Annotated in this window: 19 protein-coding genes; 3 read left to right on the top strand and 16 right to left on the bottom strand. The window is 60.9% G+C overall.

The features are described 5' to 3' along the window. Nucleotides 1–13 precede the first annotated feature (13 nt). Nucleotides 14–1,360 carry an MFS transporter gene (locus tag ACP7C6_RS05140; RefSeq protein WP_426108364.1) on the bottom strand — a complete coding sequence of 449 codons (1,347 nt, stop codon included), beginning with the start codon at nt 1,358–1,360 and terminating at the stop codon, nt 14–16. 244 nt (nt 1,361–1,604) lie between these two features. On the opposite strand from ACP7C6_RS05140, the gene ACP7C6_RS05145 reads away from it, so the two are divergent. Then, nucleotides 1,605–2,270: a TIGR02466 family protein gene (locus ACP7C6_RS05145; RefSeq protein WP_305385556.1), complete on the top strand. Its 666-nt coding sequence runs from the start codon at nt 1,605–1,607 to the stop codon at nt 2,268–2,270. 110 nt (nt 2,271–2,380) lie between these two features. Here the strand turns inward: ACP7C6_RS05145 and ACP7C6_RS05150 are convergent, their stop codons facing one another. From ACP7C6_RS05150 to ACP7C6_RS05165, 4 genes are all read right to left on the bottom strand, one after another. Continuing rightward, nucleotides 2,381–3,193 (bottom strand): hypothetical protein, encoded by an 813-nt coding sequence (locus ACP7C6_RS05150; RefSeq protein ID WP_426108365.1) that lies wholly within the window; start codon nt 3,191–3,193, stop codon nt 2,381–2,383. A gap of 185 nt (nt 3,194–3,378) precedes the next feature. Next, complete coding sequence (locus tag ACP7C6_RS05155; protein WP_311892560.1) at nt 3,379–4,872, bottom strand: methyl-accepting chemotaxis protein; 1,494 nt, start codon at nt 4,870–4,872, stop codon at nt 3,379–3,381. A gap of 166 nt (nt 4,873–5,038) precedes the next feature. Continuing rightward, complete coding sequence (locus ACP7C6_RS05160) at nt 5,039–7,192, bottom strand: TonB-dependent siderophore receptor (protein ID WP_028616304.1); 2,154 nt, start codon at nt 7,190–7,192, stop codon at nt 5,039–5,041. A 183-nt stretch (nt 7,193–7,375) separates the two neighbouring features. Beyond that, nucleotides 7,376–7,867, bottom strand: coding sequence for an Lrp/AsnC family transcriptional regulator (locus tag ACP7C6_RS05165; protein ID WP_028616303.1), 492 nt, complete (start codon nt 7,865–7,867; stop codon nt 7,376–7,378). Nucleotides 7,868–7,988: 121 nt separating this feature from the next. On the opposite strand from ACP7C6_RS05165, the gene ACP7C6_RS05170 reads away from it, so the two are divergent. Both ACP7C6_RS05170 and ACP7C6_RS05175 read left to right on the top strand, forming a co-directional pair. After that, nucleotides 7,989–9,023, top strand: a complete 1,035-nt coding sequence (locus ACP7C6_RS05170) for a histone deacetylase family protein (protein ID WP_426108366.1) — start codon at nt 7,989–7,991, stop codon at nt 9,021–9,023. A gap of 71 nt (nt 9,024–9,094) precedes the next feature. Continuing rightward, the gene (locus tag ACP7C6_RS05175; RefSeq protein ID WP_028616301.1) at nt 9,095–10,522 is read left to right on the top strand and encodes an amino acid permease; all 1,428 of its coding nucleotides are present in this window, start codon (nt 9,095–9,097) and stop codon (nt 10,520–10,522) included. Here ACP7C6_RS05175 and ACP7C6_RS05180 read toward each other — a convergent pair. From ACP7C6_RS05180 to treZ, 11 genes are all read right to left on the bottom strand, one after another. After that, complete coding sequence (locus tag ACP7C6_RS05180) at nt 10,500–11,534, bottom strand: alpha/beta fold hydrolase (RefSeq protein WP_122684907.1); 1,035 nt, start codon at nt 11,532–11,534, stop codon at nt 10,500–10,502. The genes ACP7C6_RS05175 and ACP7C6_RS05180 overlap by 23 nt on opposite strands. 204 nt (nt 11,535–11,738) lie before the next feature. Then, nucleotides 11,739–12,500: a PIG-L deacetylase family protein gene (locus ACP7C6_RS05185; protein WP_028616299.1), complete on the bottom strand. Its 762-nt coding sequence runs from the start codon at nt 12,498–12,500 to the stop codon at nt 11,739–11,741. A gap of 179 nt (nt 12,501–12,679) precedes the next feature. Then, the gene (locus ACP7C6_RS05190) at nt 12,680–13,339 is read right to left on the bottom strand and encodes a glycosyltransferase (RefSeq protein WP_311892555.1); all 660 of its coding nucleotides are present in this window, start codon (nt 13,337–13,339) and stop codon (nt 12,680–12,682) included. Beyond that, on the bottom strand, nt 13,336–13,935 hold the full coding sequence (locus tag ACP7C6_RS05195; RefSeq protein WP_426108367.1) for an SAM-dependent methyltransferase: 600 nt from the start codon (nt 13,933–13,935) through the stop codon (nt 13,336–13,338). The genes ACP7C6_RS05190 and ACP7C6_RS05195 overlap by 4 nt, the downstream gene beginning before the upstream one ends. Beyond that, nucleotides 13,932–14,690 (bottom strand): PIG-L deacetylase family protein, encoded by a 759-nt coding sequence (locus ACP7C6_RS05200; RefSeq protein ID WP_028616297.1) that lies wholly within the window; start codon nt 14,688–14,690, stop codon nt 13,932–13,934. The genes ACP7C6_RS05195 and ACP7C6_RS05200 overlap by 4 nt, the downstream gene beginning before the upstream one ends. Beyond that, a complete protein-coding gene (locus ACP7C6_RS05205; RefSeq protein WP_236321670.1) occupies nt 14,687–15,685 on the bottom strand; it encodes an acyl-CoA dehydrogenase in 999 nt (332 codons plus the stop codon). Before ACP7C6_RS05205 ends, ACP7C6_RS05200 begins: the two co-directional genes overlap by 4 nt. A gap of 1 nt (nt 15,686) precedes the next feature. Beyond that, the gene (gene glgX, locus ACP7C6_RS05210) at nt 15,687–17,846 is read right to left on the bottom strand and encodes a glycogen debranching protein GlgX (protein WP_028616295.1); all 2,160 of its coding nucleotides are present in this window, start codon (nt 17,844–17,846) and stop codon (nt 15,687–15,689) included. A gap of 119 nt (nt 17,847–17,965) precedes the next feature. After that, nucleotides 17,966–18,238, bottom strand: a complete 273-nt coding sequence (locus ACP7C6_RS05215) for a DUF2934 domain-containing protein (protein WP_028616294.1) — start codon at nt 18,236–18,238, stop codon at nt 17,966–17,968. Nucleotides 18,239–18,262: 24 nt separating this feature from the next. Then, nucleotides 18,263–20,998 (bottom strand): malto-oligosyltrehalose synthase, encoded by a 2,736-nt coding sequence (locus ACP7C6_RS05220; RefSeq protein ID WP_426108368.1) that lies wholly within the window; start codon nt 20,996–20,998, stop codon nt 18,263–18,265. Continuing rightward, nucleotides 20,995–23,079 (bottom strand): 4-alpha-glucanotransferase, encoded by a 2,085-nt coding sequence (malQ, locus tag ACP7C6_RS05225; protein ID WP_028616292.1) that lies wholly within the window; start codon nt 23,077–23,079, stop codon nt 20,995–20,997. Before malQ ends, ACP7C6_RS05220 begins: the two co-directional genes overlap by 4 nt. Beyond that, nucleotides 23,076–24,821, bottom strand: coding sequence for a malto-oligosyltrehalose trehalohydrolase (treZ, locus tag ACP7C6_RS05230; RefSeq protein WP_068932907.1), 1,746 nt, complete (start codon nt 24,819–24,821; stop codon nt 23,076–23,078). Before treZ ends, malQ begins: the two co-directional genes overlap by 4 nt. Nucleotides 24,822–24,830 lie beyond the last annotated feature (9 nt).

Genomic DNA, 24,830 nt, shown 5'->3' on the forward strand with positions numbered 1-24,830 from the left:
GTGTGAGCCTGGATCATACCCGTGTTCGCGAAAGCAAGGGCGCCGCGTCTTTTTCCTCCGAACCCACGTCATGCAAGGAAATCCGCGATGTCTCCGGCAACGCCAACCCGCCCGCCAACGCCAGCAACGCCACGGCAATCAGGTAAAACGCCGGTGACAGATTGCTGCCGGTGGTGCTGATCAACCAGGTCGCCATCAACGGCGCGGTGCCGCCGAAGATCGTATAGGCCAGGTTGTAGGTGATCGCCGAGGCGGTGTAGCGCGTGCGGGTCGGAAACGTTTCCGACAGCAAGGCTGCCGTGACCACCCCACACAGCACGGCCCCCACCGCCAGCAGCATCACGCCGACAATGGACGCCGCGAACGAACCGGAGCTGGCCATCAGGAATGACGGATACACCACGACCATCAACAGCACGCAGGCGGTCATCACGGTGACACGACGCCCGACCCGATCCGAATACAGCCCCGCCAGCGGGCAAATCGCCGCCGCGAAGATCAACGCAATCAGCGACACCAGCAACGCCATCGCCCGACTCAAGCCGCCCGCCACTTGCAGATAGGTCGCGAAATACGTGGTGAACATATAAAACGACAGCGCCGTCAGTGACACAAAAGCGCCCAGGCAGCAGATCGCCGCACCATGGTTGCGCAGGGTTTCCTTGAGCGGGGAGTGGGCCACCGTGTGTTCTTCCTTCACGGCCTGGAAGGCGGGCGTCTCGTCCAGCTTCCAGCGCAGGTAAAGCCCCACCAGGCCGAGCGGCGCGGCGATCAGGAACGGCAAGCGCCAGCCCCAACTGCCCATCGCCTCGGCGGATAACGACGCTTCCAGTGCATACGCCACCACCGCGGCGGCAGCGAAGGCGGAAAACGTCGACACCGGCACGAAGCTGCCGTACCAGGCGCGCTTGTCACTGGGCGCGTGCTCCATCAGATAGGCACAGGCCCCGGCATATTCGCCCCCGGCGGAGAACCCTTGGGCGCAGCGAATCAGCGACAACAGGATCGGCGCCGCTACGCCGATGGCTGCGTAGGTCGGCAGCAGGCCGATCAGGGTGGTGGCGCCGGCCATCAACAGGATCGTCATGGCCAGCGTGCGTTTGCGGCCGATACGGTCGCCGAGCATGCCGAAGAAAATCCCGCCCAACGGCCGGAAGGCAAACGCCACGGCAAACACGGCGAAGGTCTTGAGTAATGCCGCGCTGGCGTCGCCGCTGGGGAAGAATTGCTGGGCGATGGTGGTGGCGAGGAAACCGTAGACGGCGAAGTCGAACCACTCGACAAAGTTACCGATGCCGGCGGCGATAATGACCTTTCGCAAGGTCTGGGGGCTGACCTGTTCGGTGGATGGGCTCGTCATGGGGTGAGGCCTCGGGATAGGTGCGGGATGGCTGATTATCGGGGCAGGCGGTTGGGCGGCGGGGCCCAAAAGAGTCGTCCGCGTAGTCAGTAGCGACTTGGTCGAGTTGGGGCAGGCAGGAATTGGGCCAGGTGAGGCAAGGAGCGTGTGCGCAACTTTGGTTAAGACTTTAACAATGGTTTACATCACTGAACCTTTGATGCCGTTATGGTTTGTGGCTACTGGCAAACATGAAGAGTACCCGATGCAGTCGAGCGACAAACTTTTGAATCCGGAGCTGATCAATATCCGGCGGCTGTTCACAACGCCCTTGGCCAGCATCCAATACCCGAACGCCGACACGCTCAACGCCGAGCTCAAGGCGCTCGTCACCCACCGCATGGCCCAGGATCAGTGCGGCGCCCAGCGCAGCAACGATGGCGGCTGGCAATCCGCGAACGATTTTCAAGCGTGGGGTGGGGACGCCTGCGGCGCGTTGGTGGCCTTCGCCACGCAGTTCGCCACCGAACTGACTGCGGTTCATCACGAAGGCTTCGGATTAACCGTGCCCGGTTTCGAGTGGAAGCTCAACGCGTGGGCCAATGTGAGCCAGGCCGGCCACAGCAATGCGCTGCATGGGCATCCGGGAGCATTCTGGTCGGGGGTGTATTGGGTTGATGCAGGAGGCCGTGAAGAGGACGCCACCGTCGGCGGCGACCTGGAATTCGTTGATCCGCGAGGCATGGTGGCCTCGACCTACAATCCCGCCTTGCGCATGCGGGTCGAGGATTGCCTGACCGCCGGGTTCAGCAGCACCTGCGTTGCCAGCAGCGGGACATTGATCATGTTTCCGTCCTGGTTGATGCACTCGGTACGACGCTTTGAGGGGGCGCGGCCGCGGATCTCCATCGCATTTAATTTCGGTACGTAATTGCTTTCAGTTTTAGATATGCATTGGCGGTTGCGCTTCGCTACTCGTAACCCCGCGTGGAAAGGGCAAGGGTATTTGAAGAAAAAACCTATGCCCTTTGAGTTAGCATTTTAAGTGGATGCTTCGAAATTCACGTCGCTCGCGCTAAAGACACCCATGCTGCCAAATCCTCGTAATTTTTTACCGGTGGTATGGCTTATCCCAAATGCGACAACCATACGGCTGTCCGACTGGGCATTAGGAATATTTATCACGGGATTCAGAAAGTACAGCACACGATACCTGAATATAGCGTTATCACGGATCTGGCTGAAGTAGAGCTTAGTGTTATAGGCATACTGAATTTTGAAGGGTGAAAAATGATTGCCAATGCCACCAAAAAAAAACAGCTGATGGCCAGTCTTAATGAGTGGTAGGAAACGGTCAGGAAAAGTCGCCAGCTCAAGCGGCTCGTAGGCATTGGGTGTATAAATTTCGTCTGATTGGGCGTTTGGATCACCTAGTACTTCAAAGCTGCTTTTTTCAGAAAAAATTATTCTGGGCCCCATGCCTGCGTTCATCTGTAAACCATTCAGCTGACCGAAATCCAATATCCCTCGAACGTCACCCTCTTTGTACTCGATCGGGAAGCCGCTTACATAATCACCTGCTTCTATTGCGTGGTAATTGATCAGCGAGGCATGATAACCCGTGGCCTGATGGATGTTACCTAGCCTGTCATCCTTGCTCGAAGGCTGTACGTCGTAACTGCGAAAATATAATTTTTCTTGGGGCCCCAGGTTGCTCGGGACTGTGGAGTGATGGGTATAAAAATTCACTACTTCTTGTTGGCCCTGTGGGAGTTTCCACGATTTGGCCGGGTTGCCAGCCAAGATGATTTCGTAAACCAATGCCTCAGCCACTTCCATTTCGGCCACGTTCATGTTTCAGCTCCTTAAAAATAAGCTCAAGTTAAGTGTACGCAAAGCGTGTCACCGAAATGATGTCTAGCTGACTTTACGCATCGTGTACTGATTCATTGCAGTACAGTGTTGGTCCAGTAACTAATTTGCCAACCCACGCTTCGAGCAGCAAAGTGGACTGTGCTACGTTCTGTGATGCTTAAGCATCATGGATGAAACCTGCGTCCCAACGCATCCAGCCGCACTGCAATCGGCGGTAATCGCTCGCTGCTGCGCGCCAGGGTTTCCACATCGTCGGCGGTGCTTTGCGCAATGCTCTGCACCGACTGCAACCGCCCGACAATCTCCAGGTTCGCCGTGGTCTGTTCGCGGGTGGTGGTCACGATCCGTCCATTCAGATCGTCGATGTGCGCAATGTCGCTTCCCACCGCGCGCAGCATGTCGACGGCTACCTGACTGTCTTCAACGCAACGCTCCACGCCTTGGCGGCTGTCGTGCATGGCTTCCACGGCCTGGCGGCTGCCGTGTTGCAGGCCTTCGATGATGGTCTTGATTTCCTGGGTGGACACCGCCGTGCGCTGCGCTAGGTTGCGCACTTCGTCGGCGACCACGGCAAAGCCGCGGCCTTGCTCGCCGGCGCGGGCGGCCTCGATGGCCGCGTTGAGGGCGAGCAGGTTGGTCTGGTTGGCGATGCTGTTGATCACTTCGAGCACGGTGCCGATCTGCTCGGCTTGCACGGCCAGGCCCTGCACCGTTTCGTGGGTGCCGTTGAGGCGTGTGGCCAGTTGGGTGATTTCCTGTTGGGCACGGCTGACGCTTTCCTGGCCGCGCTGGATCTGTTGACTGGCCTTGCCGGCGTGGTCCACCGCTTGCTCGACGTGCACGGCGATATGGCCCATGGCGTCTTCCATGCGCTGCATCGAGCCGGTCATCTGGGTGATCTGCGCCAATTGATGCCGAGCGCCTTTTTCCAGGGTACCGCTGGCGCTGGCCAGTTCCTGGCCGAGTTGGCCGAGGCCGTGGGAGTCGCGGGCGACGCCGTCGATCAGGTGCGTGATCTGTTGCAGGAAGTGGTCGAAGCGCTTGGCCAACGACACATGCACCTTGCCTTCGCCATGGGTGGTTTGCGCGCTGAATTGGGACGTGACTGCGAGCATCTTCTCCAGCATTTCCTGGCTCTCGACCGCTTCGGCTTGGCTGTGCACGGCGAGGTAGAGCAGGGCGACGGTTTCCATCACCACGTAGAAGGCGTGGACGAACACCATGGTCCAGCCACCGTGATGCTCCATCACAAACACCGGGAACCCTTGGTGTTGCAGGGCATGGAAGACCACGTGATGCACGGCGATGGTGGCGGCGGCGACCAGGATCGGCAGCCAGTCACGATAAAACGTCAGCACCGCCAAAAGCGCGAAGATCCCGAAGTGCGATTCGATCACGCCCTGGGCCTGGTTGATGTGCAGTGCCGCCATGACCATCAGGCCCGCGCCGAGGGCACAACGCATCACGCGGGTGCTGCCTATCGCACGGTACAGCGCCGTGAGCACCACGCTGGTGCCGCCGCCGATGATGGCGGCTTGCATCAAGGTGTCATGCCAGAACGCCAAGCCTAGAGAGAACAGGAACATCAACCAGATCAACGCCAGCATGATGCGGTCGGCTTTACGGTAGTGCTCGAAAAAACGCGCGCGGGTGGGCATTCACACTTACTCCCTGTGGTCTGGCCGAATCAAAGTGAGGGGCAGGGTGGAGCGAATCAGGTGTTTTTAGTTTTTATTGGATTCAGTGATGCCAACGGTTATCGGCATCCGGCGGCGGGACTTGAGGAACGGCTACCCGGGCGGGTAGCCGTTGATCGGATCACGATCAGAAGCTGTATTTGGCCGTGACGCCAAAGCTGCGCGGGTTACCGTAAGTGTCGGTCGAACCCCAGATCGGGCTGGTGGCGATGGCCGAGTAATAGGTGCGGTCGAAAATGTTGTTCACGTTCAACTGCAGGTCCAGGTGTTTGTTCACCTGGTAACCGGCCATCACGTCGGCAACGGCATAACTGCCTTGTTCCAGGCGATAGGTATTGCTGTTGGCGAGCACCACGTCGTTGTACATGCGGCTCTGCCAGTAGACATTGCCACCGATGCGCAGTTTTTCCAGTGGGCCCTGGAAGCGGTAGGAGGTGGTGAGTTTGAACAAACGTTCCGGGGTGTCGGTGTCGAAACGCTGGTTGTTGTTGGCCGCATTGGTGTCCTTGATGTAATGCGCACGGGTGTAGGTGAAACCGCCGCCGACCTGCCAGTTTTCGGTGAGTGCACCTTGCAGCTCAAGGTCTATACCTTGGCTACGTACCAGGCCGGAGGCTTCGTAGCAGGCCATGATCGGGCAACCGGCTTGGCTCTCGGGCAGGGTCGCACGGTTTTTCTGGTCGATCTGGAACACCGCCAGGCTGGCGTTGAGCGCGCCGTTGAAGTATTCGCCCTTGATACCGACTTCATAGTTTTCGCCGACGATAGGCTTCAGTGGCTTGTCCGAGAAGTCGCGGCTTGTCTGCGGTGTGAAGATGTCGGTGTAGCTCGCGTAGACGGAGTATTGGTCGTTCAGGTCGTAGATCACACCGGCGTAGCGCGTGAGGTTACGGGTGACTTTGTAGTCGCCGTCGCCTTGGCGGTCATCGTAGTCATACCAGTCCACGCGCGCGCCGAGGATCACCTTGAGCGGGTCTGCGAGGTTCAGGCGGGTGGTCAGGTAAACGCCGTCCTGGGTGGTGATGCTGTGGCCTTTGCCGTCACGTACGAAGTCCGGTTTTGCCCCATTGAGCGGGTAATTGGTGTCGTAGGGGCTGTATTCCTTTGACGTGGCGTCGTAGATGCGCTTGCTGGTGCCGACCACCACTTCATGGGTGCGCCCGAACGCTTCGACCGGGCCGCTGAGGAACGTGTCCAGGCCGTACTGCTTGTCGTCCTGGTGCGATTGATAGGCGGTGCGCGCTAGTGTGGTCTGGTAGCGCGACTGGTAGGTGCCGGTGAACACACCGTCCAACTGAGAGGAGGAACCTGCGATGTGGAGCTTCCAGTCGTTGGCGAAGCGATGTTCGATATCACCGAAGACAGTGTCGATGGTCAGCTTCTTGTTTTCCCAGTCGGAGCCGGGGTTGGTGGAGCGGGGCAGGTTCAGGTGATGGCCGTCGGTGCCGATGGGCAGGCCGCCCCAGAAGAAGTTGGTCTGGTCTTCCTGGCGCGAGAAACCCAGGGTGGCGGTGGTGTTTTCGCTGAGGTCAGCTTCACCGATGGCGTAGAACAGGCCGTGGTCGCTTTCTTCGCCTTTGCGGAAGCTGTTGGCGTCGCGGTAGGAGCCTACGACGCGGCCACGCAGGGTGCCGCTGTCATTCAAGGCGCTGGAAGCGTCGAATTCGCCGCGATAATCGTCCCAACTGCCGGCGGCACCGGTGATCGATACCTGCGGCGTGGCGGTCGGGCGCTTGCGCACAAAGTTGATCGCCGCCGAAGGGTTGCCGGCGCCGGTGACCAGGCCGGTGGCGCCACGGATCACTTCTACACGGTCGAACATCGCCAGGTTGGGCTGCACGCTGTTGGCGTAGCCGGAATAGGAGCTGGGGATGCCGTCAAACATCATGTTGTCGATGTCGAAGCCACGTGATCTGTACGTCTGCCGGCCAGGACCGCTGGACTGGCTGAGGAACAGGCCGGGCGTGTTCTTGACCACGTCGTTGACGCTGGTCATGGCCTGGTCGTCCATGCGTTGGCGGGTGATGACCGTGACGGCCTGGGGTGTTTCACGCATGGTCAGCGGGAGTTTGGTGGCGGTCGCCATCTCGCCGGTGGTGTAGGACTGGGTGCCTTCGGTGGTCTGGCCCAGCTGTTCAGTGCTGATCTGGGTGGCACCCAATTCGAGCGGGGCGGTTTTTTCCGCCTCAGCGGCAAAGGCCGCCGTTGAACTTGCAAGACAGACGGCCAACGCCATCAGACTGGGTGAAAAACCTTTGCCGCCGTGTTGTTGCACAGACATGGAACTGACTCTCCCCGAATGCCTTCCATGGCGAATAATAAAGATGTTGATAATTATTCGCATCAGTGTGGCAGATTGAGTTCGAAGGAAAAAGCCTTCGGAGAGAATTAGTTAACGTTTTTTTCACAATTGACTGGCAGCGATTTGCTAAATCGGCCCCAGCAAACGCGATCTCATGGATGACTATTCATGCCTTGGAATGGCCACCCGACTCGTCGCCTTGACTTCCCTCAGCGCCAGACTCGATTGAATCGACGCAATCCCCAACTGGCGCCGCAACACGCTCTCGACAAACTCGCTGTAGCTGTCCAGATCTTCCGCGAGGACCTGCAACAGGTAATCCGCATCACCGGTGATCTTGTGGCACGACAGCACCTGCGGCAGCTCCTTCACCACCGCTTCGAACGCATCCGGTGCATGATCGGTGTGGATCGCGAAACGCACATGCACGAACGCCATGATGTTCAGCCCGAGCAGCTTGCGATCGAGATTGGCCTGGTAGTCTTTGATTACACCTTCCTCTTCCAGGCGTTTACGCCGACGCCAGCAGGGCGTGAGGCTCAGGGATAGACGCTCGCTCAACTGCGCGTTGGAAATACTCGCATCTTCCTGCAGTAGCGCGAGGATGGCGAGATCGGTGTCGTCAAGAACGACCTGCTTGGTTTTATTTTTCATAACTAGGCGCTGTAGGGGTAAATATTCCCGATAAAACTAACAGTGCCGCAAATAAAAGCAAAGAAAGCCCGAGGCTGCCAGAACAAAATAGACCCTGTCTTTTACTGGCGGATGCCCACTCATGTTGACTGTTTTTAGCGAAGCCCACCGTTTGCACCACGGCACTGAACTGAAGGACGGCGTGCTCAAACCGTCGTTCGAACAACCCAGCCGCGCCGACACCGTGCGCGATCGCGTCAGGCAGGTGGGCCTGGGCGATATCATCACGCCGCGCCGCTTTGACCGGACCTGTTACGTCAACGCCCACAGCGAACGCTACGTGGCATTCCTCGAGTCGGCCTGGGCCGAATGGACCGCCATTGGCCGTAGCCATGATGCATTGCCCCTGGTGTGGCCGGTGCGTGACCTGGCCAACCATCAAGTCCCGGACTTCATCGACGGCAAGCTCGGTTTCTTCGCCATGGACGCCGGCTCGCCGATTACCCCCACCACCTGGGATGCGGTCAGAACCAGCGCCGATATCGCCTTGACCGGCCTGGCGCTGATCGACGAAGGCCATCACAGTGCATTCGCCCTGTGCCGCCCACCAGGTCACCACGCAGCCCGCGAATACATGGGCGGTTATTGCTACCTCAACAACGCAGCGATTGCCGCGCAGCAGGCTATTACTCAAGGCGCCAAGCGCGTGGCGGTGCTGGATGTGGATTTCCACCACGGTAACGGCACGCAAAATATTTTCTACGACCGCCCGGACGTGTTGTTCATTTCCCTGCATGGCGATCCGGCAGTCTCTTACCCGTACTTTTCCGGCGCAGCCAGTGAGCGCGGCGCGGGCGCAGGGGAGGGCTTCAACCTGAATTATCCGTTGCCGAAAAACACCACGTGGGCGCACTACCAGACCGCTTTGATCAATGCGTGCCAGCAACTGCGCGACTTCGCGCCCGAGGTGCTGGTGATCTCCCTCGGCGTTGACACCTTCAAGGACGATCCCATCAGCCACTTCCTGCTCGACAGCCAGGACTTCCTCAGCATGGGCGAAATCATCGCCAGCGTCGGCGTGCCCACCCTGTTCGTGATGGAAGGCGGCTACATGGTCGATGAAATCGGCATCAACGCCGTCAACGTGCTGCACGGTTTTGAAAGCAGCACCCGATAACAACAACCGATAACAACAACCCGTCGTCTTTTCTTCTGCCAAAACTCAAAAACATAACAAGAGGTTTTGTGATGAAAACAACCACGTCCGGGCTTTGTGAAAAGCCAGCGTTGCAACGCACCCTGAGCAACCGCCATATCCAATTGATGGCCATGGGTGGTGCAATCGGCACCGGCCTGTTCATGGGCTCCGGCAAGATCATTGCGCTGTCCGGCACCTCGATCATCCTGATCTATATGATCATCGGGCTCTTCGTGTATTTCGTGATGCGCGCCATGGGCGAGCTGCTGCTGTCGAACCTGAACTTCAAGAGTTTCGCTGACTTTGCCGGCGCCTATCTGGGGCCGCGTGCGGCGTTCTTTCTCGGCTGGTCGTATTGGTTGAGCTGGAGCGTGGCGGTAGTGGGGGATGCGGTGGTGGTCGGTGGCTTCTTCCAGTACTGGTTTCCCCATGTGCCGGCCTGGATGCCGGCGGTAGGTATGTTGCTTACGCTGTTTGCGTTGAATGTGCTGACGGTGAAGCTGTTTGGCGAAGTGGAATTCTGGTTCGCGATCATCAAGATCATCGCCGTAGTGACCTTGATTGGGGTGAGCGTGGTGTTGATCGCCAGCTCGTTTGTCTCGCCGACGGGCGTCACCGCTTCGCTGATGCACTTGCTGGATAAACAGGCCGCGTTTCCCAATGGTTTGTTCGGCTTTTTTGCCGGGTTCCAGATGGCAATTTTCTCCTTTGCCGGCACCGAACTGATCGGCACTGCCGCCGCCGAAACCCGTGCGCCGGAAAAAACCTTGCCCAAGGCGATTAATTCGATCCCGTTGCGCATCATCCTGTTCTACGTGCTGGCTCTGGCGTGCATCATTGCGGTGACCTCATGGCAGCAAGTCTCGCCGAGCAAAAGCCCGTTTGTTGAGTTGTTCCTGGTGGCGGGTTTTCCGGCAGCGGCGGGCATCGTCAATTTCGTGGTGCTGACCTCCGCGGCGTCGTCGGCCAATAGCGGCGTGTTTTCCGCCAGCCGTATGTTGTTCGGCCTGGCTGACCTGGGGGATGCGCCGGGGATCTTCCGGCGTTTGTCGAAGAGCAGCGTGCCGTTTATCAGCCTGGCGTTTACGACACTGCTGATGTTGCTGGGGCTGGTGTTGCTGTTTGTGGTGCCAGAGGTGATGACCGCCTTCACCATCGTGTCGACAGTGTCGGCAATCCTGGTGATTTTTACCTGGTCGACGATCCTGGCGTCCTACATCGCCTACCGCAAGAAGCGTCCGGACTTGCACGCCAAATCCCTCTACAAAATGCCTGGCGGTGTGCCGATGGCCTGGTTTTCCCTGGGGTTTCTCGCGTTTGTGCTGGGCCTGTTGGCGTTGCGGCCGGATACACGCTTGGCGCTGTGCGTGATGCCGGCCTGGTTTATCTGGCTGGGGGTTGCTTATCAGTTTTCACGCTTTAAGGGAGGCCATTGGATGAAGGCGCCGCATTCGGTCACAAGTGATCCGCATCAATGACCGCCTTGGCAAACGCTTCGGGCGCTTCCTGAGGCAGGTTGTGGCCCACGCCGCCGTTGATCAGGCGAAACTCATACTTGCCGGTAAAACGTTTGGCGTAGTCCTCGGGCTGCGGATGCGGTGCGCCGTTGGCATCGCCTTCGAGGGTGATGGTCGGCACGCCAATCGAAGGCGCCTGGGCGAGTTTCTGCTCCAGGGGATCGTACTTCGTCTCACCTTGGACCAGGCCCAGGCGCCAGCGGTAGTTGAACACGCTGATCGCGACGTGATCCGGGTTCTCCAGGCCCTTGGCGCTGCGGTCAAAGGTGGCGTCATCGAACTTCCATTGCGGCGAAGCCAGTTGCCAGATCAGCTTGGCGAAATCGTGGGTGTTTTTCTGGTAGCCGGCTGCACCGCGCTCGGTGGCGAAGTAGAACTGATACCACCATTGCAGTTCAGCTTTAGGCGGCAAAGGGTTCTTGCCCGCCGCCTGGTTGCCGATCAGGTAACCACTGACCGACACCAGCGCCTTGACCCGTTCCGGCCACAGCGCCGAAACGATGTCGGCCGAGCGTGCGCCCCAGTCGTAGCCACCGAGTACGGCTTGCTTGATCTTCAGCGCGTCCATGAAGTCGATCACGTCACTGGCCAGGGCAGCCGGTTGGCCGTTGCGCAGGGTGTTGTCCGAGAGGAAACGCGTACCGCCATAACCCCGGGCATAGGGGATCAGCACGCGATAACCCTTGGCCGCCAGCAGCGGTGCGACCTGGGCGTAGCTGTCGATATCGTAGGGCCAGCCATGCAGCAGGATCACCGCCGGGCCGGTGGCCGGGCCAACTTCAGCGTAGGCCACGTCCAGCAGGCCGGCCTTGACGTGCTTGAGGGCACCGAAGGCGGTTTGTGGGCTGGCGACGGCGCGGGTAGGCGCCTCGGGCATTTCGGCTCGGGCCATGCCCAGAATGCCGAATTGCGACAAGGCCACGGCCAGGAAAAGGGAGTGGCGGTTGAAACGGCGAGTCAACTGAGTGTGCATGGCGAGCCTCCTGCGGCTGGATGTGTGCCTGGTGCTCAGTTGAACGCCGGGCTGTATCTGGCCTGTTTCAGGAAACCCGTTGAGTTAAAGGCTGTGTATCGCAGTGAGCTTTGTACACACTGCGATACAAACCTTGCAGACGTTGAATTGAGAATCCCCCAGTCACCCCTTCAGCTGCCGCTGCCAGGTAGGACGGATCGGCGGCTAAGACAGCACGATCTCATAGGGTTCACGCATTCTCTCCAGCAGCACCTGGGCCAGCATCGGTGCCAGGCCGATCTGCGGGTCGCCAGCCAACTGGCTGGCATAGGCATGGGCTGCATGGAGCTTGCGTGCGACGGTCCACGTGTCCAGACGCACCTTGCGTGCGCGTTGCCAGGGGATGATTGCGCCTTCCCGAGCGGGCCAGTGCCAGGCCCAGATCGGCAGTTCATACAGACGCGCGCTCACCAGGCTGCAGGCGTTGGCGCTGGCGCGGCCGACGGTTTCGTGGTCGTCATTGCCGTCATTGCGCCAAGTGCTGAACACGACATCGCCCGGTTGCAAGTAGCGCGCGATGAATTGGCTCAGTTGCGCCTCGCGGCCGGCGAGGGCATCGTCACAGAAGCCGCCGCGAATCCACTTCAGGCTGTGCAAGGGCATACCCAGGCGGCGTAGGGCCTCGACACTTTCCTGGGGCCGCACCACGCTCAGGCGGCTGGCGGGCCAGACGTCGGACCCTGGGTGGCTGGCGCTGCCATCGGTGATCGAGATGAGTTGCAGTGGATGCTCCAATGTACTGAGCAATTGCAGCAGGCCGCCACAGGCCAGCACTTCGTCACCGGGATGGGGGGCGATGATGACCACACGCGCGCCCGGTGGCACCAATGAGGACGGGGAGATAGGAGGGATTTGCGCCAACTGCGGGGCGCTGTTCCAGATTTGCTCGGGGCCGCGACGGCCGTCGCTTAAGGAAGCAAGCTTCATGGGGTGTCACATCCTTGTCGGTTGATGCTGGGTCGTGGTCCGTTGACGGGACGACACTCTTCTATCCACTACAGGCTCCGCCGCAGTGGCTGCATGGCACTCCACCCTTGGAACGCCAGCAAGGCGTCATCAGCATAGACAAGGATCTGTCGGTTTTACATTTTGTAATGTCGTTTTTTTCAAGTAGCGTGCATCAGGGTCTTCAAGTAATCACCGAAACCACCCTGGGCGCGGGCGTCCAGGCGCGCACTGGTGATCACCTGCGGGGTATGGCTCCAGGCGATGGAGGCGCCGCACAACTCCAGGTTACGCACCAATTGCACATCCTCATGGCACGCCAGGGGTTCGAAGCCACCGGCGCGGACATAGGCACCGGCGCTCACTCCCAGGTTGGCACCGTGGATATGCCGATGGCCGTCCCGCGCCTCGTAAGCCTGGTTATAGCGAATCTGCGCTGCAGAGTCGAAACCTTCACCCCAGGCGTCCACGGTGACCGTGCCACACACAGCATCGGCCCCTAGCGCCAATTGGGCCACCAGCCAATCAGGCGCCACGCGGCTGTCGGCGTCGGTGCAGGAGATCCAACGTGCACCCTGGTTGAGCAGATGCCGCGCGCCCACGCCACGTACGTGTCCCACGTTACGCGCCTGGGCTTCCAGGCATTGCACTGGATAGGCCTGGGCAATCACGGCGCTGTCATCGCTGCAACTGTCGAGTACAACCAAGACAGTCACTTCCTCACCCAGTAAACCTGGGTGGCTGGCCGCGATCAATGCCGCGCTCAGGCAGTCCGCCAGCAAGGCCTCTTCATTATGTACCGGGATCAGAATGCCGATCATCGCAAGCCCTCTAGGGTGGCGACCGAAGTGCCGTCACGGCTCCACAAGTCGAGTAGGAAGTCGTGTTCGTGGTGGCTGCAGACGTTAGGCATGTCTAAACGCTGATGGAGCAGGGTGTGCACCTGCTCGGCAGTTTGTGGGCAACCTTCGATGGCGGGGCGCCAGTGACAGGCCAGCACTTGGCCGTTGTCGGTCAGCGAAGCGCGAGCACGATCTGCCAGCGCGCTCAGGTCATCGGCGTCGAGGTAATAACACAATTCGCTAAATACGATCAGGTCGAACTGGCCCGCGGGCCACTGTTCGGGCAATCGACTTTGCTGCACCTGGGCATGCGCAAAGCCCAGCAAGCGACTGCGTGCCAGGGCGACGGCGGCCGAGGCCGTGTCGCAACACAGCAGGCGGTCACAGCGGGGCGCGAGTTCGAAGCTGAGTTCGCCATTGGCGCAACCGGGCTCGAACACCGAGGCATAACGTGGCCGGGTGAGCACCGCCAGGGTCAACGCGCGTTTGCGCCGTTCGTACCAGCGTTGGCGAAAGGCCCAGGGGTCGTCGTTATTGGCGAACAATTGGTCGAAATACGGTGTGGCCACACTCATACGAATACCACTTCAAAGGGCTGCAAGAGGCGCTCCACCACATAGGGCGCCAGCACGGGCGCCAGGCCGATCTGCGGATCACCCTCCAACTGGCTGGCGAAGGCATGGATGGCGTGGCGTTTGCGGGCTACCGCTTCACAGGTCAATGGAATCTTGCGGGCGCGGTACCAAGGCACCTGGTCATCTTCGGGCGTTGCCCAGTGCCAGGTCCACACCGGCAGTTCATACAGGGTTGCGCCGACCGCAAGGGAGGCCTTGGCGCTGGCACGGCCGACGGCTTCATGGTCGCAATGACCGTCTTCGCGCCAGGTGGTGAATACGACGTCGGTGGGTTTGAGGTAACGCTGGATAAACGCCGCGAGTTCATCCTCCCGCGCCGCCACCTTACTGTCGGTAAACCCCGCACGCAGCCATTTCAGGCTGTGCAGCGGCAAGCCGAGACGATGCAGCGCCTGGGCCGATTCTTGGGGGCGCACCACACTCAAGCGCTCGACTGGCCAACGCCGCGAGCCGGGATGACTGGCGCTGCCATCGGTCACCGAAATCAGTTGGATCGGACGGCCAAGTGCCGCGAGCCCCTGCATCAAGCCACCACAACCCAGCACTTCATCATCCGGATGGGGGGCGATGATCACCGCCCGGTGGCCTTCGGGAACCAATTGCGCAACGCTGATCGGCGGCAGCTCGGCCATCTTTGGCGATGCCTGCCAGCGATGCAGCGGCGTGCCTTGGCCAACGATTGGATTGGGTTTCATAACTGCCACCTCCCTGTGGGTTCGCCGGCGACCAACTCGCCAAGGCCGGCCAAGTCGCGCTCGGCGTGACTCTGGCGTACATACACCGGCAAGTCCGCCATCAACTGGGCGAAATGCGGATCCTTGCAGTACGGCCCCGCACCCACAGCGCGTCCGACGTGGTGAATCACTTGTTCGACGGTGTCCTCGATACAGGCCCGAGTCTGTTGCGCCAGCTCCCTGGCATTGGCCTTGGGTTCGCGGTCGACCTGTTCCGCGCTGGCGCGCAGTACACAAGCGGCGCTGTTCAGTGCGCTGTCGACCGCACCGAGGTGGGCGAGGGCGTGGGGCTCGGGGCGTTTGCTGCACTGCTCACGCAGGGCTTCTGCCAGGCGTTGGGCCGCGCCGTACCAGCAGGCGGCAATGCCAATGCCGCCTTGCCAGAAACCGGGGCGCGCGAGGTAATCACCCGGTCCGCCCACGGCCAGCCCCCAGGCCTCGTCGAACACTATTTCCACACTGCCGGTGGCGGCCATGCCCACGGCGTTCCAACCTTCGTCCGTCACCACGATACCGGGTTGATCCATAGGCACCGCCACCAACTGCTGGCGGTCTTCTTCGTCCCAGGCCGTCAGCAAGCCATGGCTGACCACCGCCGCGCCGGAACACCAGGCTTTACGCCCTTGTACCTTCAGGCGATGGCCATCTTTGAAAACGCGCACCTTGGCGGTCGGGGGCTCAGCTGCCCACATGCCCCAAATGCTGCCCAAGGGGGGTAAGGGGCTATTGAGTTCGGCAATGATTGCCAACGCGTCGGTGTGGCCCTCGAACAGCTTGCACAAGCGCAGGTCATGGGCAGCCACCTGTGCCAAGCGGCTGAACCGTTCCAGGGTCTGACCGCTGCCCGGTAAGGGCAGTTGGTCCAGGCCTTCCTCCTGAAGCGCCTTCAGGGCCGCGCCCAGGGCTTGCGTGTCCGCGTAGCCCCGGTAGCCTTGAAGGAATCCATGCAGTGCCATTTCACACCTCGTCTTCACGCTGCAATTCAAACAGTAACAACGAACGCCCAGTCACCGCGTACTCATGATCAAAATCAAAGCGTTCCTGGCCGCGTACCGCCGGGGAGTTGGTGTCGAGCATGCAGGTCCAGAACTCGCCTTCGGGCACCGGCGGCAGGCGGAAATTGACCATGTCGTGGTGGGCATTGACCACCAGCAGCAAGGTGGCATCGGCGCCGGCACGGCGTATCCCGGTTTCCTGGGCGCGGCCATCCATCAACATGCCCAGGCAGCGGCCGTGGCTGTCTTGCCACTGTTCGGTGGTCATCTCATTGCCATCCGGCGCGAGCCAGGTGACGTCCTTCACGCCGATGTCTTCGTTGTAGTCGCCCACCAGAAAGCGCCCACGCCGAAGAATCGGATAAGCCAGGCGCAGCTTGATCAGACGCTTCACAAACTTGAGCAAGGCCTTGCCGTCGTCGTCCAGGTCCCAGTTGACCCAGCCGATCTCGCTGTCCTGGCAATAGGCGTTGTTGTTGCCGTGCTGGGTGCGTGCGAACTCATCACCGGCCACGATCATCGGCGTGCCTTGGGCGAGCAGGAGGGTGGCGAAGAAGTTGCGCATCTGGCGCAGGCGCAGTTCGTTGATTTCCGGATCGTCAGTCGGCCCTTCGACGCCATGGTTCCAGGACAGGTTGTTGTTACTGCCGTCCTGGTTGTTTTCGTCATTGGCCTCGTTGTGCTTGTCGTTGTACGACACCAGGTCGTGCAGGGTGAAGCCGTCGTGGGCGGTGATGAAGTTCACCGAACTGTAGGGACGACGGCCACGATGGTTGAACATCTCGCCCGAAGCGGTCATGCGCCCGGCAAAGTCCGCCAGTTGGCCGTCATCGCCTTTCCAGAAAGCACGCACGGTGTCGCGGAAGCGGTCGTTCCATTCCACCCAGCCCGGTGGGAAGTTGCCCACCTGATAACCGCCGGGGCCGCAGTCCCACGGCTCGGCGATCAATTTGAGCTGACGCAATACCGGGTCCTGACGACAAGCGACCAGGAAGCTGTGACGTTCATCGAAACCATCGCGGTAACGGCCAAGAATAGTCGCCAGGTCGAAGCGGAAACCGTCGACGTGCATCTCATTGGCCCAGTAACGCAGCGAGTCGGTGACCATCTGCAATACGCACGGATGGCTCAGGTCCAGGGTATTCCCGGTGCCGGAATCGTTGATGTAGAAACGCTTGTCATCCGGCATCAGGCGGTAGTACGAAGCGTTGTCGATACCGCGCATGGACAGGGTCGGGCCGCGCTCGTTGCCTTCGGCGGTGTGGTTGTAGACCACATCGAGGATCACTTCGAGCTTCTGCTCATGCAGGTGCGCGACCATCTCCTTGAACTCGGCGATCTTGCCGCTGGCCAGGTAGCGCGGGTCAGGGGCGAAAAACGCGATGCTGTTGTAGCCCCAATAGTTGGTCATGCCTTTTTGCAGCAAATGCTGGTCGTTGACGAAGGCATGCACGGGCAGCAGCTCGACTGACGACACACCCAACTGGCGAATGTGCTTGAGCACGTCGTCTTCCATTAAGCCAGCGCAGGTGCCGCGTACGGACTCGCCCACGGAAGGGTGGCGCATGCTGATCCCGCGCAGGTGGGTCTCGTAGATGATCGTGCGGTCCCACGGCACCCGCACCGGCTGGTCGTTGCCCCAGGTGTGTGCTGGGTCGATGACTTTGCATTTGGGCACGAAGGGTGCGCTGTCGCGTTCATCGAAACTGAGGTCGTCATCCGGGTGACCGATGGTGTAGCCGAACAGCGCCTCGGACCATTTCAATTCGCCCACCAGCTGCTTGGCATAGGGGTCGATCAGCAATTTGTTGTGGTTGAAACGGTGGCCGTTGGCGGGGTCATACGCACCGTACACACGGTAGCCGTAAATCAGCCCTGGGTGGGCGTCGGGCAGGTAGCCGTGGAAGGTTTCGTCGGTGTATTCCGGCAGTTCGATGCGCTCCAGCTCGACTTCGCCTGAATCATCGAACAGGCACAGTTCGACCTTGGTCGCGTTGGCCGAGAACAAGGCAAAGTTGACACCCAGGCCGTCCCAGGTCGCGCCAAGGGGGAAGGGCAAACCTTCACGAATCCGCGACGGCTCGTTGCCCGGCGTCGAAGGGGTTTTATCGGGTTTGCTCATTGAGTTGCTCCTGCAAAGGTCTTTTTTCGGGCCGAATGCGGCCGTGCTGACGAAATTTCAGCTGGGAGTCTGGAAGGTGAAATCACCTCTTGCCGACAGCGCCGGCAAGAGGTGAGGGGTCAAGGCTTGGGCTTTTTAGGCGCCGGTGGTTTTTTAGCGGCCGGTGGCGCCGGCTTGCTGGCCGCAGGCGCCGCTGGCTTGGCTTTCGCCTGCGGCTTGGGAGCGCTGGCCTTGGGCTTGGCCGCTGCCTTGGGCTTGCTTGGCGTCAGCGCTTCGGCTTCCGCCAGTTTGCGCGCCATCTCCCAGTGGCGTGCATCTTCACCATGGGGTTTGCCTTCGGACTCCCAGATCTGATGCGCCAGTTCGCGTATGCGTTTGTCTTCAGTACTCATCACAATGCTCCTCACAGAAAATTTTCAGCTTTCTTGATCATCAGGATTGATAAAGACATTGACCGGGAAATCCCCCAGGGCAGCGCTAACCAACAGCTCCTTGTCTGGTGTGACTGCGCCTGTATGAAAAAGTCCCTTCCAGTTTTGCGTTGTGGCGGCGAACGGTAATTTCACCCGTGTATCGCCCCAAACCTGCGCATTGATCTGAGGGTGCACACCGTTTTCAAGCAGGTGATGGGGCCAGCGTGGCACCAACACCAGCAGGTACTTGCCCTGGTGTTCGCGAGAGAATGCGACCACCCGGTCGGCGTGCTCGCCGACCACTTCCAGCGGTGTGTAGGTGCCGCTGCGGAACACTTCAGGCAGGGCCTTGCGCAAGGCCAGCACCTGAGCAATCAACGCCTGTTTGATACGCCCGTCGCGCCAGTTGAACAACAGTTCGCCGATGTCCGGTGGGGTCGCCAGTGCCTGTTGCCGTGCGCTGAAATCCACCGGGCGACGGTTGTCCGGGTCTACCAGGCTGAAGTCCCAGAACTCATCGCCCTGGTACAGGTCCGGCACACCCGGCACGGTCATACGAAGCAAAGATTGCGCCAGGCTATTCAACGCGCCCGCCGGGGCAATCACCTGAGCGGCATTGCCGATGGCGGTCCGCAGCGCGTGGCCTTCATCGCTGAGCAACAGCCGTGAAAGGAACGTTTCGACACCTTGTTCATAGGCTTCGTTGGGCGCGCTCCAGCTGCTCTGCAACTTGGCTTCGCGCAGGGCCTTTTGTTGCCACTGCCACAGGCGCTGCTGGTAGCCGTCAAACTCAGTGCCCTGATCCAACGGCCAACTGCCGAGCAAGACTTGATAGAGGATCAATTCGTCGCCGGCCGAGGGCGCGGCGTCGGTTCGCAATGGAGCGGCCAGGGTGCGCCAGTGTTCCACCTGTTCAACAAACCACGGCGCGCACTCACTCAGCACCGCCAGGCGCGCACGGGTGTCTTCGCCGCGTTTGTGGTCGTGGGTGGCAGTCGCCAGGAGGTTGTCGGGGAAGGTCTGCAAACGCTGCTGGTTGACAGCATGAAAGTCGGCCAAGGGCGCGCTGAACTGCTCTGTGCTGAAGCCCACGTCGTTGCGCGACAGCAGTACCGCCGAGCGATAGAACGCGGTGTCCTCCACGGCCTTGGCGGCGGCGGGCGACGTCAATTGCTGGAAACGCACGCAAGCATGCTTGAGGATCTTGCGTTCACGGCCTACCGGGCGATTGCGCCAGGGTTGACCGCCCAACCATTTTTCCAGGTGATCGAGTACCGGCCAGTCGCCTTCGCCTAAGGTGGAGCGTGCGCCGTCCATGGCGTGTTGGAACACTTGGTCGTCAGCGTCGCTGCGGCCACGTGCGCTGATGTAGGTGCGGTACACCGGGAAATGCACGATCAGTTCCTGCAACGCGCGGCGGATGGCGCCTAGGGTCAGGTCGCGGGTCATCACATCGTCGCGGGCTACTTGCAGCAGGGCCTGGGCCACACTTTCGAAGTCGCCGCCGAGCGAGCCGTTGAGGATTTGCTGGCGCGCCAGTCGCGCTTCCTCGATGAAGGCCGAGGGCCGTTCGCTGTGACGGGTCCACAGTTCGGCCAAAGGTTCAAAACCGTCCGGGTGATGTTGCAGCAGCGACAGCTGGTTCATGAATTCGTAGCCGGTGGTGCCGTCCACCTGCCAGTCTTCGCGCAGTGTTTCGCCTTCACCGAGGATTTTTTCCACGAAGATCGGTAAATGCCGCTGCGGTGACAGCGAATCCACCCGGCGCCGCAGCTTGCGGCAATACCCGCGCGGGTCGGCCAGGCCGTCGATATGGTCGATACGCAGGCCATCCACCAAACCTTCGCTGATCAGTTCGAAAATCTTGCCGTGGGTGGCTTCAAATACGGCGGTGCGTTCCACGCGCAAGCCGCCCAGTTCATTGACATCGAAGAAGCGCCGCCAGTTGATATCGTCCGCTGCGGTGCGCCAACTGGCGAGTCGATAGGCCTGTTGTTCGAGCAGGTGGTGCAGGCGGTCAAAATCGAACGTCGCCAACTGGCTGTTGATGGCCTGGCGTACTTCGCCTTCAGTGGCCCGTTCGGCCAGGGCTTGTTTGAGCCAGGCGGCCTCGTGGTAAGCATCGTCCTGATAGGCCAGGGCGCTGAAGCGGTCGGACAAGGGCTTGAGTAATTCATCGCTACCCAAAATCACCGCGTAATCTCGTGGGCAGATCGGAAAGCGATGCTCGTAATGCTCGACGTAGAACGCGCCGTGGGTGGCATCGAATTGCAGGGTCACGGTGCCAGTCTGCAAGGCTTCACCGTAGTCGCTGCCGAGGAACGGCATCAGCAACTGGCCTTTGAGCAGCGGGTCGGGCGAGTGCCACTGGATATCGAAGAACTCGCTGTAGGGGCTCATGCGTCCCCATTCCAGCAGGTCCAGCCACCAGGGGTTATCCGCACCGCCCACGGCCATATGGTTGGAGACGATGTCAAGGATCAGACCCATGCCGTGTTCACGCAACGCGGCGACCAGGCGGCGCAAGGCGGCTTCGCCACCCAATTCAGGGTTGACGCGTGTGGGGTCCACCACGTCATAGCCGTGCATGGAACCGGCGCGGGCGCTGAGCAGTGGTGAAGCGTACAGGTGGCTGATGCCGAGGCGGGCGAAATAGGGCACCAGGGGCACCGCGTCGTCCAGGGTAAAACCTTTATGAAATTGCAGGCGCTGGGTAGCGCGCAGGGGCAGTGCTTTCATCGGTCACGCTCATAGGCTTGGTTGCGCGCGACGGCCAACAGTTCGAGGCGGCGGGCGGCCCCGGCATTGTCGAGCAGGCTGGAGGCCTCACCCACAAAGCGACGGCGCCAATTGGGGTGGGTGTCGGTGGTACCGGGCAGGTTGGCCTGCTCCTCGACGCCGAGCGCATCCTCCAACGGTAACAGCACCAACGGTGCTCGGGTGTGGCCGAGGTAGCGCACGCTGGCGTCGATCATGTGGTCGGTCTCGTTGCGGATCTCATCGACGAAGTTCTGCGGGTCCTGACTCAAGGCCTGACGCAGTGCCTGGCGTTCGCGCAGGCGGTGTTCGCTCCATTGCTCCACGGTAGGCGCATCGATAAGGCCGAGCTGGATGTTCCAGTCGATATCGCGGCTGTGCCACCAGCCGTTGAGCGTCGGCAAGTCGTGGGTGCTGGTGGTGGCCAGGGCGTTGTCCGTCCAGTCGAGGATCGGCTTGAACTGGCCGTCGTGGTTTTGCTCGAACAGCAACACGCGCATGCCGAGGATCGAGCGGGCGATGAGTTTTTCGCGCAGGCCGTCCGGCACCGTGCCCAGGTCTTCACCGAGCACGATGGCTTGGTGGCGATGGGATTCCAGGGCCAGCAGGCGCAACAGGTCGTCCACTGGGTAATACAGGTAGGCGCCTTCACGCGGCGAGGCGTCCATGGGCATCACCCACAGGCGTTGCAGGCCCATCACATGGTCGATACGCAGGCCACCGGCATGGGCGAAGTTGGCGCGCAGCATCTCGATAAAGGCGCGGAAGCCGTTGCGCTTGAGGCCTTCAGGCGAGAACGCGGAGATGCCCCAGCCTTGCCCGGCGCGATTGAGAATGTCGGGTGGCGCGCCCACGGTCAGGTCCGCGAGCAGTTCATCCTGACGACTCCAGGCTTGGCTGCCGCCGCCGTCGGCGCCCACCGCCAGGTCGGCGATCAATCCGACGCCCATGCCACTGCCGCGAGCGGCTTGTTGCGCGCGCTCCAGGCAGCGGGCGATCAGCCATTGGCTGAAGGCGAAGTAGCCGATCTCATCCTGGTTTTCTGCGGCAAAGGCTGCGAGTGCCGGACTCTGCGGGTTGCGCCAGTCTTCAGGCCAGTGGCGCCAGTCAAGATCCTCACCTTTGGCGGCGCGCGCGGCTTGCACCGCTTCGAAGCGGCAATGGTTTTCCAGCGCTTCACCACCGGCCTGGCGGAAACTCAGAAAATCGGCGTGTTGTGGATGCTGGCCGTGGCGGAAGTCTTCGTACAGCTTCCGCATCAGACGCTGCTTGGCCTTGGCAGCTGTGGGCCAGTCGATCAGGCTGTGTTGTTCCAGGTCGTGCAGTTCATCCGTCAGGCCGAGGGATTCAATGGCGTTGCGCACTTCGCGCTCACCCAAGATGCAACCCGGCGAGGCGTACAAGCTGTTGAGGAACAAGCGACTGGAGGGCGAATACGGGCTGTAGCGCTCGGTGTCGGCGCTGAACATGGCGTGCATCGGGCTGATTGCCAAGGCATCGGCACCGCGTTCGGCAGCCGAACGGGCCAGATGTTCCAGGGCCAGGGTGTCGCCAAAACCGCCATCGCCCAGGCGGCGCAAGCTATACAGTTGCGCGCTGAGGCCCCAGGCACGGGCGGGGCGACTGTCGACGGCCTCGGCGACGCTGTAGCAGTGGGTGGGGGCGACGGCTAGGGTGAACGTCTGCCCGGCGATATGCACTTGGTGATAACCCAGGGCGATGACGCCGGGCAACACGGCGTCGCCATCGAGGCGCAGCTCCAGGGTTTCACCGTCTTCGAGGCTGACCCGGCACAGGGTGTCCGGGTCAAAGTAACGGGCCAGATCCAGGCTTTCGCCGCTGTCGATGGTCATCAACGGTGGCAGGTGTTTGTCTTGTTGTGCCTGTTCCAGTTCAAGCAGGCTGGCGTCGATCTCTGCATCGCTGTCGGCCGGGTGGCCCAGGCCTTTGAGAACGGCGCGCAAAGCGTCGGGTTTCACACGTTGCGGGCGGCCGTTTGCGTCGATCCAATCGACGGCCAGGCCCGCTCGGCTGGCGAGGATTTCCAGGTTCGCTTCGCTCAAGGGTGCTCTCCAACAGGGGATAGGGTAACGCGTGCGCTACACGCCGGCAGCTGGGCGCCGAGGTTGGCAGGCGTTTCGAAAAGGACAGCGCCCGCCGCCGGGTGATCCAGCGGCGCGGCACTCAGGTTGAGGTCGATCTGCAACAGGCTGCCGTTACCCAGGCGCCAGCGTGCGCTGACGGCCCCCTCGGCCAGCACCTGCGCACCCAGCGCGAGGCTGCCCGGCAAGTGCGGCACGATATGGTGGTGGCGCAGGTTCAGCAGTTGGCGGTAGAGCTGGGCGTGCGGGTTGTCGGTAAACGACGGGGCCGATTGTTCAAAGGTGGTCGCGTCGTTGGGATCGGGAATGCGTTCACGTCGTTCCGGGTCCTTGAACGCGGCGAAATCAGCAAACTCATTGCGCCGTCCTTCACGTACCGCTTCGGCCAACTCGCCGTGATGGTCGGTGAAGAACAGGAATGGCTCGCTGGCGTTGACTTCGTCGCCCATGAACATCAGCGGGATCATCGGTGAAAGCAACAGGAGGGTGGTCGCCGCGTTCAACGCTTGCGGCGAGCACAGCTGATGCAGGCGCTCGCCCAGGGCGCGGTTGCCGATCTGGTCATGGTTCTGCAAAAACGCCACAAACGCGCTTGGCGGTAGGTGCCCACTGGGTTCGCCGCGTTCATGACCATGCCGGGTGGTATGCCCCTGGAAGATGAAGCCTTCGCCCAGGCAGCGCGCCAATTTGGCGGTCGGCTCTTCGGCGAAGTCACTGTAGTACGCGTCGGTTTCGCCGGTCAGCAGTACGTGCAGGACGTTATGAAAGTCATCATTCCATTGCGCGTCAAAATCGTGTTGCAGCAGGCTGGCCTGATTGAGCTCGTTTTCCAGCATCAGCCAGACGTGTCGGCCGGTGTCGACTTGTTCGCGAACGCGGTGAGCCAGTTGTTTCAGAAAATCCGGGTTGTCGATGGCATGTACCGCGTCCAGGCGCAGGCCGTCGAAACGGTATTCCAGCAGCCACATTAAGGCGTTATCCAAGAAGAAATCCCGCACTTCACGCCGGTCGAAGTCGATACCGGCGCCCCAGGGCGTGTGCACGTCTTCCTGGAAGAAACCTTTGGCGTACTGGCCGAGGTAGTTGCCGTCGGGGCCGAAGTGGTTGTAAACCACGTCGAGGATCACCGCCAGGCCGTGTTCGTGGGCGCTGTCGATCAGGTGCTTGAGTTGATCAGGCGTGCCGTAGGAAGCCTGGGGGGCATAGGGTAGGACGCCGTCATAGCCCCAGTTGCGTTCGCCGGGGAATTGCGCCAGCGGCATCAATTCAATCGCGGTCACACCCAGCTCGGCGAGGCGTGGCAGGTGCTTCTCGACGCCGGCGTAGCCGCCCATTGCGCCGACATGCAGCTCATAAATGACGGCTTCGTGCCAGGGACGGCCTTGCCACTGGCTGTGGCGCCATTGATAGGCGAGGGGATCGACAACTAGGCTCCAACCGTGCACATCCGAGGCCTGGGCCCTGGAGGCAGGGTCGGGTACATCCACTTCCCCGTCGATATTGAAGCGGTAGCGCGTGCCCGCCGGGCACGCTATTTCGGTTTCAAACCAGCCATCCGCCTGCGGCAGCATGGCAATGGACTTGCCGTTTTCCAATTCAACGCTGACATAAAACGCGTCTGGCGCCCACAAGGCAAAACGCGTGTGTTGCGCGTCCAGCATGATTGCGCCGTGGGGCCAGGTTTCCAGAGTCCGTAACGGCATCTATAGAGA

The sequence above is a fragment of the Pseudomonas sp. TWR1-1-4 genome, from assembly GCF_049897165.1.
Taxonomy (GTDB): domain Bacteria; phylum Pseudomonadota; class Gammaproteobacteria; order Pseudomonadales; family Pseudomonadaceae; genus Aquipseudomonas; species Aquipseudomonas canadensis.